The sequence below is a fragment of the Ktedonosporobacter rubrisoli genome (assembly GCF_004208415.1).
GTDB classification, from domain to species: domain Bacteria; phylum Chloroflexota; class Ktedonobacteria; order Ktedonobacterales; family Ktedonobacteraceae; genus Ktedonosporobacter; species Ktedonosporobacter rubrisoli.
The window spans coordinates 5,066,924-5,085,878 of record NZ_CP035758.1 but is presented as its reverse complement, the minus strand read 5'-3'; the positions used below and the strand labels follow the sequence as shown (position 1 = coordinate 5,085,878).

Genomic DNA, 18,955 nt, shown 5'->3' with positions numbered 1-18,955 from the left:
GGCGATTTTGCCTCGTCCCAACCGCTTTCTTTGAGAATAAGGAATTATTTTTCAGGAGATGAATGCATGAAGTTTGGAAGTAAGTTCTTATTGCCAGTATTTTGTTTGCTGGCGATGCTTGTCGCAGCCTGCGGTGGAAGCGGCGGCACAAGCACAGCTCCTGCGCAAGGAGCACATACCAAAGCAGCTGATAACAAGCAGGTGTATATCGCTACGGGGCCGGGCTCTGGCCTCTCTGATTTCGCTTCGCTTGACCCGGCTCTCATTGCGGATCAGCTATCGGCCGAGGTTGCTACTACACTCTATACCGGCCTGGTTTCTTTTGACAATAAGTTGGATGTCCACCCTCAGCTGGCCCAATCCTGGGACAAGGCGAGCGATGGACTTAGCTATACTTTCCATCTTAAATCTGGCCTCAAGTTTAGCGATGGTACCCCGCTAACGGCTAACGATGTGGCTTACTCGATTGATCGAGCTTTGCAGCCGCAGATGAAGTCTACTACTGCAGCTTACTTCTTGCAATATATCAAGGATTCTGACAAGCTGAACGGCGGCAAGATCAAGACAATCATTGGCGACAGCCTGATTGTGCCTGATGACAATACCATCACTATTAAGCTTAACAAGCCGGTGGCCTTCTTTCTGGACACTATTGCTAATACTAATGCCTTTGTGGTGGAGAAGAGCCTGGTCCAGAAGTATGGCGAATTTACTCCAAAGTGGGTTGACCATCTCGGTGATGGGGCTGGTAGTACTGGCCCATTCAAGATCAAGAGCTATACACATGGCGAGAAAGTTGATCTTGTACCTAACGAGAACTACTATGGTACCAAGCCACAGCTCAAAGAGCTGATCTTTCCCTTAAACAAAGGTGGCAATGCTACCACACGCAAAGATTATCTGGTTGATCGAGTTGACGACACAGGCATCCCGCTGACTAATTTCACGCAGGATAAGACGCGGCCTGATTATCACCAGCATCCTCTCCTTGCGATCAACTACTACGCGATGAACATGAAAATCAAGCCCTTCGACAATACCAAGATCCGCCAGGCCTTTGAACTGGCCGTCAACAAAGATCTCATTGTCCAGAAGGTCTGGAAGAATCACTATATCGCTACCAACCATATCGTGCCTCAAGGGCAGCCTGGCTATAACCCGGATCTGACCGGACCGGCGGGCGTCAAAGGCACAGCAGGCGATCCGGCCATGGCTAAGCAGTTGTTTGAGCAGGGCCTCAAGGAAGACGGCTATAACAGTGCCAAGGATCTTCCGCCGCTTACGCTGACCTATGCCAGCACTGGCTCACAGGACGTCAGAGACGAGATGTCGATTCTGCAGCAAATGTGGCAGCAGGTGTTGGGCGTCACTGTTAAGCTTGACGACATCGATTTTAATAAGTTGATAAGTGATGAGCAGCTTAGTGCCAACAATCCTTTGATGTTCTATTCAGGTCCAGCCTACATTGTGGACTATCCAGATCCCCAGGACTGGACGACTCTGCAGTTTGGCAAGGGCGCGGGCCAGAACGGCATGAACTTTGGCCAGAACAATAGTCCTGATGCCGCTGCGCAGCAGGCTTTGCAGCAGCGCATGGAGCAGGCTGATGTCATGCAAGACCCAACGGCGCGCCTGACTGAGTACAATAAGATCGAGCAGGAGCTGGTCAACGATGTGGCCTGGTTCCCCATCGAGCAGCAGATAACTGCCGGCTTGACCAAGCCTTGTGTTCAGGGAAAGACCTATAACGCTATGAACCTGACACCTCCCGACGATTGGGGCAAGATCTACATCTCGACCGATACGCCCTGCGCCAATGCTACAGTCTCCTAGAGCGGTAAGCCTTGACACAGAGTAGTTTTCTGGAATATATGTGGATGGTGGTAGCTGGCCTTCCCAGCTACTGCCACCATACGCTGAGCAAAGCAGTATTCCTGCTTTACCGCTACGTAGGTCCTTGCCTTTGGGAGAAAGAACTATCAATCAACCATAAATAATTATCTATGAAAAATTCTTGTCTTGTAGTATTATGTCGATGTTAGATTTGCCTGATAGTAGTGAGGCAGGGGATTTATTAGGAAACATTCCATATTTCACAAGCGTTTCTTTATAAGTAATGGAAGCGCGCACCAGGTGCCAATAGAAGTTAAAGTCCTCAGCGTTTTATATATTAACGATCTGGATGTAGAGCACGTAAGGTTGTGGATGGATCATGCAGAACCACTATTTTCAACATAAATAGATATGCATGCATATTCCTCTGTTTGGTTTGCTTTTGCTCTTGCGGGATATGTTCCCTCTGAGATCAGGCGTCTGCCATGGCTGGATTGAGAAAGGAGGTATTATCAGCACCAGAGAAGTGACGATTATGTAATGTATCTCTGATAAGAGCGTATAGCTGGCTCGTCTCTGAGCCGCATTCACAGAAAGTGGAATAATTTTTCAGGAGATGAAAATGGAATCCGGACGTAAGTTGTTATTGCCCATCTTTTGTTTGCTGGCAATGCTCGTCGTTGCCTGCGGCGGTGGCAATAGTGCAACAACGGCGCCAGCGCAAGGGTCTCACACCAAGGCGCCAGATAATAAGCAGGTCTATATCGATGCTGCCCCAGGGGCAGGTAACTCTGACTTTAACACGCTAGATCCTGCTAAGATTACCGATATTTATTCAAACATGCCGGCCAGCCGGATATTTACCGGATTGGTAGCGCTTGATGACAAGCTTAATGTGCAACCGCAGATGGCTAAATCCTGGGATAGAGCTAGCGATGGCCTTAGCTATACCTTCCATCTCAAGCCCAATCTCAAATTTAGCGATGGCACGCCGATGACGGCTCATGATGTGGCTTACTCGATTGATCGTACTCTGCAGCCCGCCATGAAGTCGCCAACGGGTCCCTACTATTTGCAGTATATCAAGGACGCTGACAAGCTGAACAGCGGTAAGATCAAGACCATCATCGGTGATAGCCTGGTTGTGCCAGACGACAACACCATCACCATTAAGCTGAACAAGCCAGTGGCCTTCTTCCTTGATGCTCTATCCTACACAACTGGCCTGGTTGTTGAGAAGAGCCTGCTCCAGAAGTATGGCGAATATACCGGGAAATGGATTGATCACCTGACCGAGGGCGGTGCCTCTGGCCCGTTCAAGGTCAAGAGCTACGATCATACCAAGCAGATGGTTATTGTTCCCAATGAGAACTATTATGGTGCCAAGCCACAGCTTAAAGAAATCATTATGCCCTTCTATAAAGAGAAGGATACGACGCGTAAAGATTATCTGATTGATCGTCTTGATAATGCTTCCATTCCGCTCGTGAACCTGCAGCAAGATAAGAGTCGCCCTGATTATCATCAGACGCCAATCCTGGCGATCAACTACTATGCGATGAACTATAATCAGAAGCCCTTCGATAATATCAAGATCCGTCAGGCTTTTGCTCTGGCCATCAACAAGGATTTGATCGTCCAGAATATCTGGAAGGGTTCGTATATTGCCACCAACCATATCGTGCCTCAAGGACAGCCCGGCTATAATCCTGACCTGACCGGACCGGCGGGTGTGAAAGGCACGGCGGGCGATCCGGCCCAGGCCAAGCAGTTGCTTGAGCAAGGGCTCAAAGAAGATGGCTATAACAGTGTCAAGGACCTTCCTCCGATTACCCTTACCTATTCCAGCGGTGGCGTTCAAGCGGCCAGGGATGAGGCTGCTGCCTTGCAGCAGATGTGGCAGCAAGTCCTGGGTATCTCCGTCAAGACTGATGATATTGACTTTAATAAACTAATTAATGACGAGACCTCGGGGGCCAATAATCCTTTGCAGTTCTACTCTGGCCCGGCTTGGATCGCTGACTATCCCGATCCCCAGGACTGGACGACCTTGCAGTTTGATGCGGGGGTGGCCCAGAACGGCATGAACTTTGGCCAGAACAAAGGCCCTGATGCGGCCGCGCAGCAGGCCTTGCAGAAGCGCTTGGAGCAGGCTGATGTCATGCAAGATCCGACTGCTCGTATGGCTGAGTACAATAAGATCGAGCAGGAACTGGTCAATGAGGTGGCTTGGATACCGGTTGAACAGCAGATATACACGGTGCTGCGCAAGCCCTGTGTGCAGAATGTCATTGATAATGCCAGCCAGAATACTCCGCCCGAGGACTGGGGCAAGATCTACATCTCGACCGATACACCTTGCGTGAATGCCACCGTCTCCTAGACTGGCATAACTGTATAAGAGAAGGGACAGCTAGCATTGCTACCGCTGCTCCTTCTCTTTGCTTTATGCGGGAAGTTGCTCCTCGCTTTGATCTACGCTTAACTGCTATAGCCAGGCGCCTGCAATTTCAACTGAAATGAGTCTTTCACATCATCGAAACCTGTGCGGCGCACCAGAACAGAGATTTGCCAGTCGCCGGCCATGCTCAGGACGCTATCTGTCGCGCTATAGTATCCCGGCTTATTGGCGATTGGCTTGAAATCTACTTCCTGTACGCCCATATCCATATCAAGCATCAAGAAGCGGGCGATAACGGCGTCGGTCTGCTTGACGGGCTTACCGTTTTTGTCCTTAAGCTCAAGCTCAAACGTGTTATAGCCTATCTTGCCGGGATTAATCGCTATGCGATAGCTAATATCGCCGGCCTGGCCCTGATGGGTGAGAGGTCCGCCAGAAGCCGATGAGGATTGAGGGGCCTGCCCGGCATTGACCTGGGGTGGTCCCAGACTGGTGAGTCCACCAACGACGATGAGCAAGGCTATCATCACTCCTAACTCTATCCTGACCGAGCGCTGGAAGGTGCGTTGCAAGGCACCGGCGGCAAATGAACTGGCCCCCACCTCCTCGTCGCTGCTCTGGGCAAAATCGCTCATGCGTGGGCTAATCTTGAGCAGATTAAAGGCTCCCAGGCCAAGCAGTACGATAAAGAGAACGAGCTTGATGCACAAGGCCTGGCCATAGCTACTGGTGAAGAGCGCATCAAGCGTGCCAAGATGAATAAATGCCTGAAGCAGGCCGGTGAGCACTAGTATGGCCACGCTGATAATGGCTATGGTTGAGAAGCGTGGGATAAGAACGGCCAGGAGGCGCGTGCGATCGCCTGTGCCAGGCACTAATGCGCGTATAGCTAGAGGCAGAGCCAGCACCAGCATGAGCACTCCCCCGATCCAGAAGCTTGTTCCGACCAGGTGCAGGGAGTCGGCTGGTACCAGTAGCCAGGCTAATTTGTTAGCGGCCGCATGCGCATTTAGCGAGGTGGTGAGCATAATAGCGATGCCAGGAAAGAGGAGCAACCATTGGCGCGCTGACGCACCTGGCTTTTTATCTGCATGGTTAGTTGTCCAGGAGAGCCAGAGCATCAGGCTGGCAATGATGATCAGGGCCAGGCGTACTAACCAGACAGTCCCGAAGCGGCTCTTAAAGAGTAAGGCGCTGAGCGCTCCATTGCTGAAGATTTCCCAGGGGGCGCTTCCGCCTGCAATACTGGCCTGATAGATCAGGAAGGCCAGCCAGCCAACAGCGAGGGTAATCAGGCTCCAGAGGGCAATTGCTTGCATCCGGGCCCCTACACCCTGGCGAGCCTTCTCTAGTTCTGTTGCCCCGACAAACTCATCTAACTGGCCAGCCGCAGGCCGCCAGACAAAGAAGAAAAAGGCGATGCAGCCGACCAAACCGGCCATACCAAGATAATTGAGCCAGCGGACCAGAATGCTCCAGATGTTGAAGTTGTCGTTAGCTGTTTGCTCTGCGCCGAGTAGATCCGCGTTAGCGGCAGGAAGAGGCCCGCCACCAACCACAAAGCTAAAGCTGCCCTGAACCTCATGCCCATCCTCAGCTGAGACGTTGCGAAAAACAACAGTATAGGGGCCATCTGGCAAGCCGGGTCGCATGGAGATGATCAGCGAGTATGTATCATTGGGGGCGATATGGCTATCGCCGGCATCGACGCGTTGACGATCCTTGTTAAAGACTTCAAGTTTGCTGAAACTGGGGTCTATTTGCTCTGAGAACCAGACCTGAACCGTAGTCGGTGGTTTGCCGCTTTCTAGACGAGCATTGGCGGCAGGATTGCTACGCAAGTATTGGGCATGGGCATAAGCTGTGAGCGGGACAAGTAGCAATATGCCTAGCGCAATACAAAAGGGAAGCAATAATTTAAAACCTCTCCTGAGAGGGAAACGCTTTAAGGCAAGCATGGCTGTTCCTGTTCTTTTCTTTTCTCCCTGTGGCAACTTTTTATCCTTGCAAATATTACGGATAATCAACTCCTCAGCCAGGAGGGCAGTGCTGCCGATTATCGCTCTGCTCACGAACCCTGGAACTGGCGAGCCGTGTTGGCATGAAAATGGGACAAGGGTAGATCAGTGTTGATCTACCCCGAGGATATAGAGGCCGTGAGCTCTTAACTACGTGTGTTTATCCACGTAGACTATCAGCCGTATCTTTCTGAGCTGCCTTCTCGCTTGCGGCTTGCGCCTGTGGCTTGCGCGTCAGGGCAAATCCGGCTGCCAGCAGACCAAGAGCTCCAACCACAATACCTATGATACCAAATGTTGTTGCGCTGGAGGCACTATCTCTTGCCTCTTTGATCTGACTCTGCAGGGCTGCTGTATCTGCGCCGCTCTGATTCTGGCCGGAAGCAGTAGCGGATGGATAGCTTGTAATCGCTTCTACCTCGCCAAAGGTATTGGGCCCACTGGTGAACTTTTCATCAATTTTATCACCGTTTAGTGTGCCAGAGATATGGAATGTATATGCCCCGGTCTTTGTGGGAATGAAGTATGAGGCATACTTACCTGGGTTGGCCCAGCGCGGCGCCAGCGGTAGATTTAAGGGCGCAGATGCGCCAATTGAGACTTCAGCCTTGAGGGTCTTGTCTGCGTCGTTGACGGGATTAGCGACGACGCGCGAGCCATCTTTGACGGTATAAGTGCATTCTTTGCCCTGACAAATAGTGAGATCAATGCTGTTTTGCAGGTTCGCATAAGCCGGCTCGTTTAGAAAGCCGACGACAAATGTGTATTTACCAACGTTACGTACCTCGTGCGCCGAGGCTGGTAGTACTGTAAAGAATGTGGCGAGCAAGGCCGCTACCAGGGCTACGAGCCCTATAGGGATAACTCGTTTCATAATCTCTCCTCGTGTCGTGGTGATGTTCTGTTTTATAATAACTGATTTATTGCGTCTGCCTATATTTGCGTACAGCTTCTCTTTAAGCAGAGGGACCCGAAATATCTGAAGAGGTTATCCCTTTTGCCCCTCTCCAAAAAGAAGAACCTTATAACAGCATACGTTAAGGCTTATCTCGTGTCTATTAGGATGAATCCCTATTTCTGGGAGGAATTTCTGTAAGGCATATGCTGATGGCGACTAGAAGCGCCTCAGCTTTGGCTTTTTGCAAAAAATTAGCAAACGAGAAAAATTCGCAAGAGCGAATTTGTGGTATATATGTATAGGGAGTAAATACAGAGGCAATCTGTTGATAAGATTGACGCATGTATAGAAGCGCTATTTTGATGGCGTAATGGAGGCTCTTAAGAATGCACATCCCGGATGGCTACCTCAGCCCAATATTTTCAGTGGGGACAGGTATTATTACCGTGCCTGCCTGGGCAATTGCCGCCAAAAAAGTAAGGTCGATCTTGAATAATCGAACTATTCCGTTACTGGCAATCTTCGCGGCTTTTGCTTTTACCATTATGATGTTCAACGTACCTGTGCCTGGTGGAACAACTGCACATGCTGTGGGAGGAACGCTTGCGGCGATCATCCTCGGCCCCTGGGCGGCTGTGATAGGCGTAAGTACGGCGCTGATTATCCAGGCTCTCTTTTTTGGTGATGGTGGAGTTCTTGCTATTTTTACGAATTGCCTGAATATGGGTATTATATTGCCATTTGTCGGGTTTTATTGCTATAAATTGATAGCTGGTAATGCTCCGTTGCTCTCGACCCGGCGCGTCTGGGCTGCCGGTATTGGCGCATATGTAGGGATTACGGCGGCGGCACTGGCTGTCGGCCTTGAGCTTGGCTTACAGCCACTGCTGTTCAGTCAGGGAGGCAGGCCTCTCTACAGTCCGTATCCACTCAGTATCTCTATTCCTGCTATGCTGATCTCGCATATGCTGGGAGCTTCGCTTGTTGAGGCACTGGTAACTGCTCTCGGGGTGGCCTATATCCAGAAGAATCATCCCCATCTGCTTACTTCGTTATACCAGCTCATCGGCGGCGAAGAGGTTCCTGAGGGGCAGACGCAACGCATGCCGCTCTGGCAAATCTTCAGCCTGGGCATCTTGTTGGCAGTGGTTGTGCTATTTATTGCCGGCCTGATTACTGGCGGCGGCAATATTGCCCATCTCTTTGGCGCTGATTGGTCGCAGGTAAACTGGGCAGACGTAGCGGTCATGCTTGGGATTACCTTGCTTATCGCGGTAGTACTTGTTCCGCTGGCCTGGTTCTTGTTGCCTGCGCGCCTACGTAAGGTCGGAACCGCGTTTGTCGCCATCGCGATTATTGCGCCGCTGGGCCTCATTGCCCCAGGCTTTGCCTTTGGAGAAGGTAGCCCAGAGGACGTGCAAGCAGCCTTTGGCTATGTGCCGCACGGCTTACAGCAGCTATCCAGCATTTTTAGCGCACCGCTGGCTGGCTATAATATTCCTTTACCATTCTTTGCGGGGGCCAATGCTCCCCTTTGGCATACAGCGATTGGCTATGAAATCTCAGGTATTGTTGGGATATTATTGATCGGCCTCGTAGTTTTAGGTGGATCTGCCCTGCTGCGTAGGCCTGGAGCGAAATCAGAGCAACTGACGCCACCCGAAGGGACGGCAGAAAGGTCGGTTTAATGGAGCTGCGCAAAGACGATGCGAATGAGCATAAGAAACAGTGGGGCTGGATTGGGCAAACGCTCTCCGGGATCTCTGGCGCGATTGAGCAGGCTGTCTTTACTGAGGAGCATACCCGTAAAAACGGGTGGCTCCAGGGTATTGATCCGCGTGCGAAGCTTGGTATGTTTCTGGTAACTGTCCTGGCCGCCAGCTTAGCCAACTCGCTGCTCATCTTGCTGTTCCTTTACCTGATACTATTATGGATTGCCAGGCGCAGCCAGATACCCTTTGATTTCTTTGTGCGCCGGGTTTGGGTCGGTATCCCTTTCTTTGCCGGGGTTGTAATTATCCCTTCAATCTTCCTGGGACCTGCTCCACATCTATTCGAACTAACGCTCGGCTCGCTGCATATCGGGCCCTCGTGGGGGAGCCTGCTCAATGCTGCAACTTTTGTGGCCCGCGTGGGAGTTTCGGTCTCGCTGGCTGTGCTGCTGATTGTGTCAACGCCGTGGGCCGATATCTTGAAGAGCTTGCAGGCTTTGCGCGTCCCGCAGGTCTTCATTCTGTTGTTGTCGATGACATACCGCTATATATTCTTGTTCCTGCATATGGCCAATGGGATGTTTGAGGCGCGTAAAAGCCGTACCGTGGGTTGGACCAGTGGACATGAGCAGCGCCGCTGGATTAGCGGCTCTATTGGCAGCCTGATGAACCGCTCGTTTAAGATGAGCAACGAGGTATACGCGGCTATGGCGGCTCGCGGCTTCAAGGGATCAGTCTATACCTATAATACGTATCGGATGACTGCCGCTGATTGGCGTGCGCTGATCGGCGCCGTCTGCCTGGCCCTTGGACTATTTTTGTTGATGCAAATGCATCTGACCGTTCTCGGCCTCCCCTTATAAAGCGGGTCGGCCGCAACGACTGTTGGAACTGGATAAGAGGCCTTGCGCAATCCCGCTTTCGTTTGGGAGACTGCAAAGGGAAGGTAGGTAAAATGACTGAGAATATTCCTGCTCCTGCCGAGCAGCCTGTTTTCCATTTACGTAATGTACGCTATCTCTACAATGGGCGACAGGTTGCGCTGGATGGAATCGATCTTGATGTTTATCGGGGCGAACAAGTAGTCCTGCTTGGGGCGAATGGAAGCGGTAAATCGACGCTGCTCAAGTTGCTGGATGGGATCTACGCGCCAACGGAAGGGACGATGCGCGTTCTGGGACGCGATATCAAAGCTGTGGCTTCGGGCGAGGGAGCATTTGGTTTCCATCAAGAGGTGGGGCTGGTCTTTCAGGACCCGGATGTGCAGCTGTTTAGTGCCACGGTCTTTGATGATGTGGCCTTTGGTCCGTTGCAGTTGGGTTTGAGCCAGCAGGAAGTAGAAGCCCGCTGTAAAGAGGCTCTTGAACAAATGGAGATCCTCCATCTGGCCCGGCGCGCTCCATTCGAATTATCGGGCGGCGAGAAAAAGCGGGCGGCGATTGCCTCGGTGCTCTCGCTACATCCGGAGGTTATTCTACTGGATGAGCCAACTGCCTCGCTCGATCCGCGTACCAAATGGGTGCTTGTCAACCTGATTCGCTTGCTGGGTCAGGCGGGCAAGACCATTATAACCACAACCCATGAGCTGGAAATTGTCCCTATCATCGCTAAACGCGTAGTTGTAATTGGTGAAGAGCGACGCATTCTGGCCGATGGAACTCCGGCGCAGATCTTGCGTGATCGCGATTTGTTGATTCGGGCAAACCTGATTCACGCCCAACTCCATCAATTTGGTTTGCCGCGCGAGCAGGAGCTTGAACCCTTTGCCCCTGAGCGCTAGTGAGCTTACGCTTTTTGCTTGCTTCTCCACCAGCGAACCAGAATGATTACCAGGCCAAGCAGCGCAAGAAAGAAGGCTATCAGAAATACTATCAGTAGCCCTGTTTGCCAGGCGGGCCGGGTTGGACCAACCGGTTGCTGGACTGGAGGAGAAGCAGCGGGCGTGGGAGGGTAGAGGCCCGTGATGATAAAGTGCGGCTGCCCTTCTACGCGTATAGTTGTTACGATCTGTCTGCCCGGAATATCCAGCATCACCACGCGCCCATCTTCTAAAGCGATAAAGCCAAGCTGCCCATCATTTGTTATTGCCACCGTGGTTGGGATGCCATCCAGGCTAATTGTGCGGCTTATCTTGCCCTTTGGATTAGTTGTCCCTGGTGTTAGAGGGCTGAGCACCTGGACCTGGTGATGTTGCATATCAGGCACATAGATCTCACCAGTATTGGCGTTGTAGTCCATTGGCCCGAAGGTGCCGTTAGCTAGCAAGGGTGGCGTGACCTTGCGCGTGGCGAGGTCGACGGCGACAACTGTGCCCTGGCGCGTTGTGGCGTAAGCTACTGTACCGGGTGGAATACAGAGATAGGCCGGGCCGGCTGGCAAGGCGAAGCTGGCTAATTGTTTACCATCGGTATCTAGCACGATAAGCTTGTCAGTCGTGGCAACCCAGAGCTGGTAGAGGCCGATATGCTCGGGGAAGGCGCCGCCCATCAAGGAGGTAGCCAGACCGTAGACCGGGCCGGCAATGGGGAAGCTATGCTCGATGGCGCAGGTCATAGGATTGAGCGCGCGCACCTGCGTATCGCCATTGCCAGCCGTATAGAGCGCCTCGCCCTGTGGCGATAAAGCCAGCAAAGAGGGCTTGCCGGGGATAGCCGCTGAACAATGGGCCTTGCCACTGGCAGCTTCGAGCACGGAGACGCGTTCCTGAGCTGGCTGACTTGTATAGAGATATTTTCCGTCAAAGCTGAGCAGAATGGTATGTGGATCTCCAGTCACCGCAAGCGTTCTGCTAACGCGTCGCTGCATGACGTCAATTACGCTGACGCCAGCCGGCGTGCCTGAAATATAGGCAAGATTGGGCGCTCCACCATCTGCATGCGCCGTGGGGATAAAAAGCCACCAACCTGCAAGGAGAAGGCCGCAGAATAAAAGATGCGGGATTCGTCTTTTCCTCCAAATGTATTCTCTTCTGCCGCGCGCGGAAAAAATTTCCATACTTTCTGTCCTGCTCGCTTTTCTAAAACATCCCTGGCTTTGCTAGCACTGGCTTTAGTATATCCGAACTGGGGCCAGGAGTGTAGTCAGGAAGTGATGGAATGTTAGTGATGGGCCTGCAGGCTTTTTGCCGAAAGTCCATGGCGCTAAGAGTGGAGGAACGTCACCTGATATCGACACGCCCATTGCTGAGGTGAAGGTGGGCGTGTCGACGGACAGAGATACCGCGAGCTGCGGATTAGAGGAAGCTTTCCCCGTGTGCAGCAAAGGGATGGGTCGAGTTAGCTGGCTCAAGGTCGCCACTCTCAGTTTGCACGTAGGTAGCACGAATATCACCACGCGCAATGGCTTCGAGCCCACTGGCCAGGCGATCAATATCCTCTTGCGTATTTGCCAGGCCGAAGCTGGCGCGTACCATACCGGGCAGCTCAACAGGCATACCAGCAATTAGACGTTCGCGAGCTTCGGTAGAATCGGCCTCTGAGATACCCAGCAGATGGGCTACGTACTGATGTGCGCAGAAGCAGCCACTACGCACGCCAACGCCCCACTCATTGGCAAGAACAGCGGCTACCTTCACATATGATTGGCCATCCAGATTAAAGCTGAATACGCCAAGGCGATCTTCTTTCTCGGTGAGCATACTGTCCCAGGAAGGGCCATAAAGCTTTAGCCCAGGAATAGCTTGCAGGCGGCGCGCTGTATAAGCTGTCAATTCGCGCTCGTGCTCCGCCACACGTTCCATGCCATAGCGCATCAACTCTTTGAGGGCTGCCGCCATCGCAACAACGCCAATTACATTGGGCGAACCAGCTTCTTCAAGATCCGGCCCAGTAGCCCAGCTAATGCCTGTTGTGGTGACCAGGCAGGCGCTGCCACCGCCGACAAGCATCGGCTCTCCATCGGCAAATAAGGTGGCGGGAACGACAAGAGCACCGGCGCCAAAGGGCGCATAGAGCTTATGTCCAGAGAAAGACAGGATATCGATATGCTCTGGATCGCTCAGTGGCTTCATAGAGACGGCGCGGTGAGGAGCCAGCTGAGCGGCGTCAACGGCGATCATTGCCCCATGTTCATGCGCGAGGCGCGCGATATGGTTGATATCTGGTCTGAGGCCTGTCACGTTGGAGGCACCGCTGACGGTTACGAGCCGTACTTTGCCATGATGCTCTTTCAGTAAGCGTTCCAGGTCTTCGAGATTAATGCGGCCATCTGGTGTAAGCTCGACGAGCTTGTGGGGACGGCGATACCAGGGCAGGAGATTGGAATGATGCTCCAGGCGCGTACTGATAATGAGCTCGTCTGGTTCCAGCACGATGCGGTGGGCCAGTAAATTAAGCGCTTCGGTGGCATTGCGGATAAAAATAACTACATGCGTCGATGGATCGGTGTCGACAAAACGCATAACGACGTCGCGCGCATGCTCATAGAGATGGGTGGAGAGGCGCGACTTGTAGCCTGCGCCGCGATGCACGCTCGAATACCAGGGCAAGAAGTCTTCAACTGCCTGGCGGACTTTGACCAGTGGCGGTGTGCTGGCCGAACTGTCAAGGTTTACATAGCGTATATGCTGCCCATCAAACAGTGGCACCTCTGTCTGGCTACCCACAACTTCGGGAAGTGGGTAATCCTTATGTTTTTCAGTTTGGGGCTTAGTAGTTATAGTCATTGATGTGTCATTCTCCCTGAGCGTAAAGCGGTTGCTGGGTAGTTATTCCCATATAGGCAATTATACACATAACATTGCAGAAAAATCAATGTTTACTTACATGGCAGATATATATAAGATAGAATTGATAAAGTTGATAATGTAAATCATCTTTGCACTGACATTATAAAGATGAAGGATAAGCGTAGCTGAGCAATTCGGATGAGTCAGGGAGGCTAATGCAAAAATGGCAGCCTGATTTGTTCTGGCTGCCATCGTGGGTTCTGTGGCTCAATTGCCCCATACATCTACAAGATAGCGGTTTGTGCTCACCAGCTTGTTGAGCCATTGCTCGGCGGTCTGGGCATCCTTGCCTGTTTTTTCCTGGTAGATGGCGGCAAACGCTCGGCGGACATCTGGGGCCATCTGGCTAGCATCGCCACAGACATAAATGCTGGCACCGTCCTGAAGCAATTGCCAGACCTCATCCCCGTGCGCTTTGATCTTGTCCTGAACATAGACCTTGCGGTCTTTATCAAGGCGCGAGAAGGCTGTGGCTAAGGTGATAAGCCCTTGCTCTTCGTAAGACTTAAGTTCCTGCTCGTAGATGAAGTCTTGCTGCGGATGGCGGCAACCAAAGAACAAGAGCGAGCTCCCAACTTGCTGACCCTGCCGTTTCTGGCTTGCTCTCTCCTGCAAGAAGCCGCGATAGGGAGCCAGACCTGTGCCCGGACCCACCATAATTAGCGGTGTAGTCGACTCGTCTGGCAGGCGGAAGGCTGATTTTGTATCGCGAATAAATCCATAGATGCTCGCGCCTTCTGGCAACTGCGCCAGATAATTGGAGCAAAGGCCGCAGAACTCGCCGTGACCTGATCTGGCCGGACCTCTTACCACTCCCACCGTGATGCTACAGCGTCCGGGCTGCTCTAGGGGTGATGACGAGATCGAGTAGTAGCGCGGGCGAATCGGCGCCAGCAGCCCCAGAAAGGCCTTGAAAGGCAGCTCGCAGGCAGGAAATTCTTCGAGCAGATCTATTAGCGCTTTTCGCTTGTTCAGAACCTCTTCACGATAGAGCGCGGCGCTCGCTTCGTCGTTGCCAGCCAGGGCCAGCAACTTTTGTTTCTCGGGTGGGCATTGTGTGTACTCGGCCAGCACTTTAAGCTGTGAGCGATTAGCCACATCCTGCAGCTCTACATAGTTAGTGAGCAGATCAAAGACCAGAACAGGTTCGTCAATGGGCAGATGGGTTTTTCGATCATCGCTCTGATGAAGGCGGATGCGTGTCTGGCTGTCGAAGTTGAAGCGGCTGGCAACCCGCTGCGCTAGCGCCTGGCTATTGCTGGCAACAACGCCCAGGTGATCCCCTGCGCGATAGGTAACCCCGGCCGGCATTTCCAGTTCGATATGACGCGTTGAGCGCTCAGAGGGCATTGGACCGTCTTTCGTGTGCAGCTCGCGATTGGTCAGTACCTTCATTGCCTGCGCACCAAAGGAAGCCACGAAGGGATTGCTCGGTTGTTCTCCGGCGATGACCTCGACCTCGTAAAGTGGATGCTGAGCGGCCAGATCTTCGCCAAGATCCAGATCTAGAACTTCGGCCAGCTGGTTCCACAGCGGCTGATACCAGCTCTGGAACTGGCCATCAAAGTCGTCGCTGGCATCTCCTTCTCCACGTTGGTAAATGCGCTGTGCGCCGTGTTGCTCAAGTTTGCTATCGATCAGGCGCGGAATGGCCTGAAATGTCGAGGCCCATTCGCGATTACCAGCGCCAAAGACAGTGTAGCGCACCCCCTTCAAGGCATCCTGGGCCAATGCTGCATCTTTGAGCCAACTGCAGAACTTGACTGCATTGTCAGGCGGAGTGCCGTTATAAGAAGCTGTTACGACGATCAGGGCACCTTCTGTCGGCAGCTTTGCCGTATAGTCATCTAAAGGAGCCACAGTTGCCGCGAAGCCCTTAAGCTTAGCGTCTTCAGCGATATGGTGAGCAAGGTCCTCGGCTGTGCCTAGATTGGAACCATAGAGCACCAGCAAGGGCGTGTGGTGCTGATTGGCTACAGCCGTGATCGGCGCTGCCGCCGTAGTGGTTATCACCTCCACTGGCTTGACCTGCCCAATGGCCGTACTGTGGCGCTCGGCATCGGTGCGAGAGCGAACGCGCAGCTTAAAGTTATCGGGCTTGAGCGTAAGCGTCTCTTTTACCTTGAGCTGATAGTTGGTATGATCAATAAGCTGGAAGCGTTGCAAGATCATCCCTAGCACCAGCGTGGCTTCTTGCATGGCGAATTGACGTCCAATGCAGGCGCGTTGCCCATTGCCAAAGGGCTTGTAGGCATTAGCTGGCCTGGCCTGCTCGGCCTCGACGCTAAAGCGATCAGGGTTAAACTCTTCGGCATCCTCGCCCCAGACGCTCTTATCGCGATGTAGCATAGGAAGCAAGACCGCCCAGTCCTTCTCATTAGTGACCTGATATTTGCCGCCAAGGGTCGTATCGGCGTAAGGATAGACCGAGAACATTGGCGCGGTCGGCCATAATCTTAGCGTCTCTTTAAGAATCTGCGAAACATATTTTAGACGATTGACCTGCGCAAAGGTGGGCATTTGTCGCGTATCGGCGCCCAGAACGCGGTCAACTTCTTCGTAGGCCCTGGCGAGTGCCTCCGGATGGTGTAGTAGGAAGTACAGCGCAAATGAGAGGAGGCCACTGGTTGTCTCATGTCCGGCGATGAGGAAGGTGATGATTTGATAGCGAATATTCACATCATCAAGCCCGGTCCCGCTGCCTTTATCAACGCCCGTGAGCATATAGCTGAGCAGATCTTTGGGGCCGGAGGCTATATCGCCGGCGGCCTTGCGCTCGCGGATAACCCGGTCAACTGTATTATTCATAAAATCGATATCGGCCTGTAACTGCTTGTGCTTATGTACCATCAGTTTATCCTGGAGAGGCAGGCGTCCCAGGCTATCCATCGATTCGCCCAAGGCGCGTACAATGCTGCGGACAAAGGGGTGCATGTCCTCGCGATAAAATGAGTTGAAGCGGTAATCAAAACCACACAGGCCGATGGTATCAAGCGTTAAGCGGGTCATGTCGCCCGGCACATCAATTTCATCGTCGGCGTTCATTCTCTCCCATTTTGCCATCAGTTGTTCGGCGATATCGACCATCATGGGCAGATAGCCTTGCATGGCCTTCAGGCTGAAGTTCGGTAAAAGGATATTGTGAGCTTTATGCCAGTCGGGATCGACGGTATCAGCAGTAAAGAGCCCGTTACCGGCAAAAGAGCGAACTTTTTGTAGGGGAGCCCAGACTTTTTTATCGAAGCGGCTTTCATCGCAGAGCTCGTTTACCAGGTCAAAGCCTGAGACGACTACTAGCTGTCTGCCGGGAAATTCAAGCTGAAAGATTGGTCCATATTCGCGGGCAAGAGAAATCATACTTTGTACATGTTGCCCGCCCTCCAGCTCAAACAGGTTGCCAACCAGGGGCTTTGGTGCAGGCTGCGGGATTTCTGCGCAGGTGTATGAATTATTCTGGCTTACGCTTTTTGTTCTGGCATCCATGATACATCCTCTTTTCTCCATAACCAGCCCGTCTTGCTGGTGGCATCTATTATATGGTATATTTATAATACATATTGTCTATTGATGGACGTGATGTCTAATAAAAGTATAGGCCGTGAAGCTACGCGCTGTCAAGCCAAAGTGGTATATTTTTGCGGTGTTTTCAGGTATTATCGAGAACACAGACACCCCAATGTTTTTGTCTAATATTAGACGGGAGAGCACTATGGGCAGGAAACGTGATATGGATCGACGTATCCAGAGGACGCGCCAGATGCTGAGTGAGGCCTTATTTGACTTGATAGCTGAACGTGGCTATGATGCCGTGACTGTGCAGGATATAGCTGAACGGGCCAACGTAGGGCGCGCAACCTTCTATTTGCACTATCGCGATAAAGAAGAGTTGTTAGCGGCGATCCTTGAAGATTTTGTCAACGGTCTTGTTGCCTATATAGATGGGACTGATTTCTCTAGTTTTCAAACCATGAACATCATGGTTTTCAAGTATGTGGAGCAGCACCAGGCTATCTATCGTGCCTTGTTGGGTGAAGGAGGGCCGCCGATCATTGCGATACGCATGAGGAATATTATTGCCCGCTTGATCGAACGTTATATCCTTACCCCTTTCTTGTCGGAAGAAACTACTAATGTGGATGTTGAGCTCGTAGCAAATTATCAGGCTGGTGCGCTACTGGCGATGGTGAGCTGGTGGCTTGATCATAAACTGACACCGACAGCCGAGGAGATGGGGGATTTGTTCTGGCGACTGATCAATCCTGGCGTTGAGAGTGTACTCAAGCTAAGGCAAGGTCAGGCGTCGGGCGAGGCAGCGCGTGCTGACCAATAAATTGTAAAGTGTGTCATTTGCATACTATGCTACGTGATAGTAAGAGAGTGTCCTAACCACAAGAATCAGTAGCGGAAAGGAGATAAGCGCGAAAGCATAAGCCGAACCGAGGCGAGCTGAAGAAAGGCTTCTGAACTGGTGGTGAGCCCTTCGTAGTCGCGAGCTAAGCGGCGGAAACGGGTGAACCAGGCCAAGCTGCGTTCGACGACCCATCGTTTCCTTTGCACCTGAAAACCCGTCTTGGGCCGGGGCAGCAGAACCGGTTGGCCGTCCACGAGGATCCAGTGCTGATGGGACCTATTGTGAGCCTGTGGCACCAGTTCTGTGGTCCAGTGCAATCGCTGCGCAATCCAGTCGAGCAATGGTCCTGTATAGCCCTTATCCGCAAAGAGGTGGCACAGACGCGGGAAAGAGCGCGGCAACTGGCTGAGCAAGAGCCTGGCCCCCACGCGATCCACGATGTTGGCGGCATGCACTTTGACAGCCAGAAGGAAACCCTGCGTATCCACGAGCACGTGGCGTTTACGCCCATAGATTTTTTTTCCCCGCGTCGAAGCCCTTGTCGCTTCCTGGCACGGGAGCCGTTTTGATCGACTGGCTATCGATGATCGCAGCGCTGGGTTCCGGGTCCCGCCCCATCTGGGTGCGTACCTGTCGGCGCAGGTGGGCCATGATGGGCTCCCAAATCCCCGCCTGCGTCCAGATGCGGAAGTAGTGATGGGCCGTTTTGCCATTGGGCAGGTCGTGCGGCATCTGTCGCCATGAGCAGCCTGTGCGCAACACATAGAGGATAGCATTGACGATTTCTCGTCGCTCGTGAAGGGCCGTTGTGGCCTGGGCAGAGACTGCTGGGATGAACGGCTTGATCAGCTCCCATTGCGCATCGGTCAGATCCGACGGGTAACGTTTTCGCTTGATTGGCTCACACATCTTGGTTCGTTCCTTTCGAGTTGTGCTTTCGGCTGAACTCTCCTTTCTCTGAACTATCGGCTCATTGTTCTAGCTAGGACACACTCTAAGAAGGTTAGCTACATTCA

Annotated in this window: 12 protein-coding genes; 6 read left to right on the top strand and 6 right to left on the bottom strand. The window is 52.5% G+C overall.

Features of this window, described 5'->3' with window-relative positions; translation table 11 throughout:
- Nucleotides 1-66 precede the first annotated feature (66 nt).
- A complete protein-coding gene (locus tag EPA93_RS22180) occupies nt 67-1,833 on the top strand; it encodes a peptide ABC transporter substrate-binding protein (protein ID WP_129889607.1) in 1,767 nt (588 codons plus the stop codon).
- A 622-nt stretch (nt 1,834-2,455) separates the two neighbouring features.
- A complete protein-coding gene (locus EPA93_RS22175) occupies nt 2,456-4,216 on the top strand; it encodes a peptide ABC transporter substrate-binding protein (protein ID WP_129889606.1) in 1,761 nt (586 codons plus the stop codon).
- A 98-nt stretch (nt 4,217-4,314) separates the two neighbouring features.
- On the opposite strand, the gene EPA93_RS22170 is transcribed toward EPA93_RS22175, so the two are convergent.
- Nucleotides 4,315-6,228, bottom strand: a complete 1,914-nt coding sequence (locus EPA93_RS22170; RefSeq protein ID WP_129889605.1) for a copper resistance CopC/CopD family protein — start codon at nt 6,226-6,228, stop codon at nt 4,315-4,317.
- A gap of 184 nt (nt 6,229-6,412) precedes the next feature.
- Nucleotides 6,413-7,126 carry a hypothetical protein gene (locus tag EPA93_RS22165; protein WP_129889604.1) on the bottom strand — a complete coding sequence of 238 codons (714 nt, stop codon included), beginning with the start codon at nt 7,124-7,126 and terminating at the stop codon, nt 6,413-6,415.
- A 410-nt stretch (nt 7,127-7,536) separates the two neighbouring features.
- On the opposite strand from EPA93_RS22165, the gene cbiM reads away from it, so the two are divergent.
- The 3 genes from cbiM to EPA93_RS22150 all read left to right on the top strand — a co-directional run bounded on the left by cbiM (nt 7,537) and on the right by EPA93_RS22150 (nt 10,642).
- A complete protein-coding gene (cbiM, locus tag EPA93_RS22160; RefSeq protein WP_129889603.1) occupies nt 7,537-8,838 on the top strand; it encodes a cobalt transporter CbiM in 1,302 nt (433 codons plus the stop codon).
- Complete coding sequence (cbiQ, locus tag EPA93_RS22155; protein ID WP_129889602.1) at nt 8,838-9,725, top strand: cobalt ECF transporter T component CbiQ; 888 nt, start codon at nt 8,838-8,840, stop codon at nt 9,723-9,725. The genes cbiM and cbiQ overlap by 1 nt, the downstream gene beginning before the upstream one ends.
- A gap of 92 nt (nt 9,726-9,817) precedes the next feature.
- Nucleotides 9,818-10,642, top strand: a complete 825-nt coding sequence (locus EPA93_RS22150) for an energy-coupling factor ABC transporter ATP-binding protein (RefSeq protein ID WP_129889601.1) — start codon at nt 9,818-9,820, stop codon at nt 10,640-10,642.
- A gap of 5 nt (nt 10,643-10,647) precedes the next feature.
- On the opposite strand, the gene EPA93_RS22145 is transcribed toward EPA93_RS22150, so the two are convergent.
- The 3 genes from EPA93_RS22145 to EPA93_RS22135 all read right to left on the bottom strand — a co-directional run bounded on the left by EPA93_RS22145 (nt 10,648) and on the right by EPA93_RS22135 (nt 17,071).
- Entirely contained in the window at nt 10,648-11,856 is a 1,209-nt protein-coding gene (locus EPA93_RS22145) for a YncE family protein (protein WP_129889600.1), read from the bottom strand.
- A 238-nt stretch (nt 11,857-12,094) separates the two neighbouring features.
- Entirely contained in the window at nt 12,095-13,525 is a 1,431-nt protein-coding gene (locus tag EPA93_RS22140; protein WP_129889599.1) for an aminotransferase class V-fold PLP-dependent enzyme, read from the bottom strand.
- Between the two features lie 270 nt (nt 13,526-13,795).
- Entirely contained in the window at nt 13,796-17,071 is a 3,276-nt protein-coding gene (locus EPA93_RS22135; protein ID WP_129889598.1) for a bifunctional cytochrome P450/NADPH--P450 reductase, read from the bottom strand.
- Nucleotides 17,072-17,297: 226 nt separating this feature from the next.
- Between EPA93_RS22135 and EPA93_RS22130 the strand changes: the two genes are divergently transcribed.
- On the top strand, nt 17,298-17,918 hold the full coding sequence (locus EPA93_RS22130) for a TetR/AcrR family transcriptional regulator (protein ID WP_165423324.1): 621 nt from the start codon (nt 17,298-17,300) through the stop codon (nt 17,916-17,918).
- Nucleotides 17,919-17,983: 65 nt separating this feature from the next.
- On the opposite strand, the gene EPA93_RS22125 is transcribed toward EPA93_RS22130, so the two are convergent.
- A protein-coding gene (locus EPA93_RS22125) for an IS5 family transposase (protein WP_242527276.1) occupies nt 17,984-18,848 on the bottom strand; the annotation gives its coding sequence in 2 pieces (ribosomal slippage) (nt 17,984-18,463 and nt 18,465-18,848; 864 coding nt in all).
- Between the last annotated feature and the right edge of the window lie 107 nt (nt 18,849-18,955).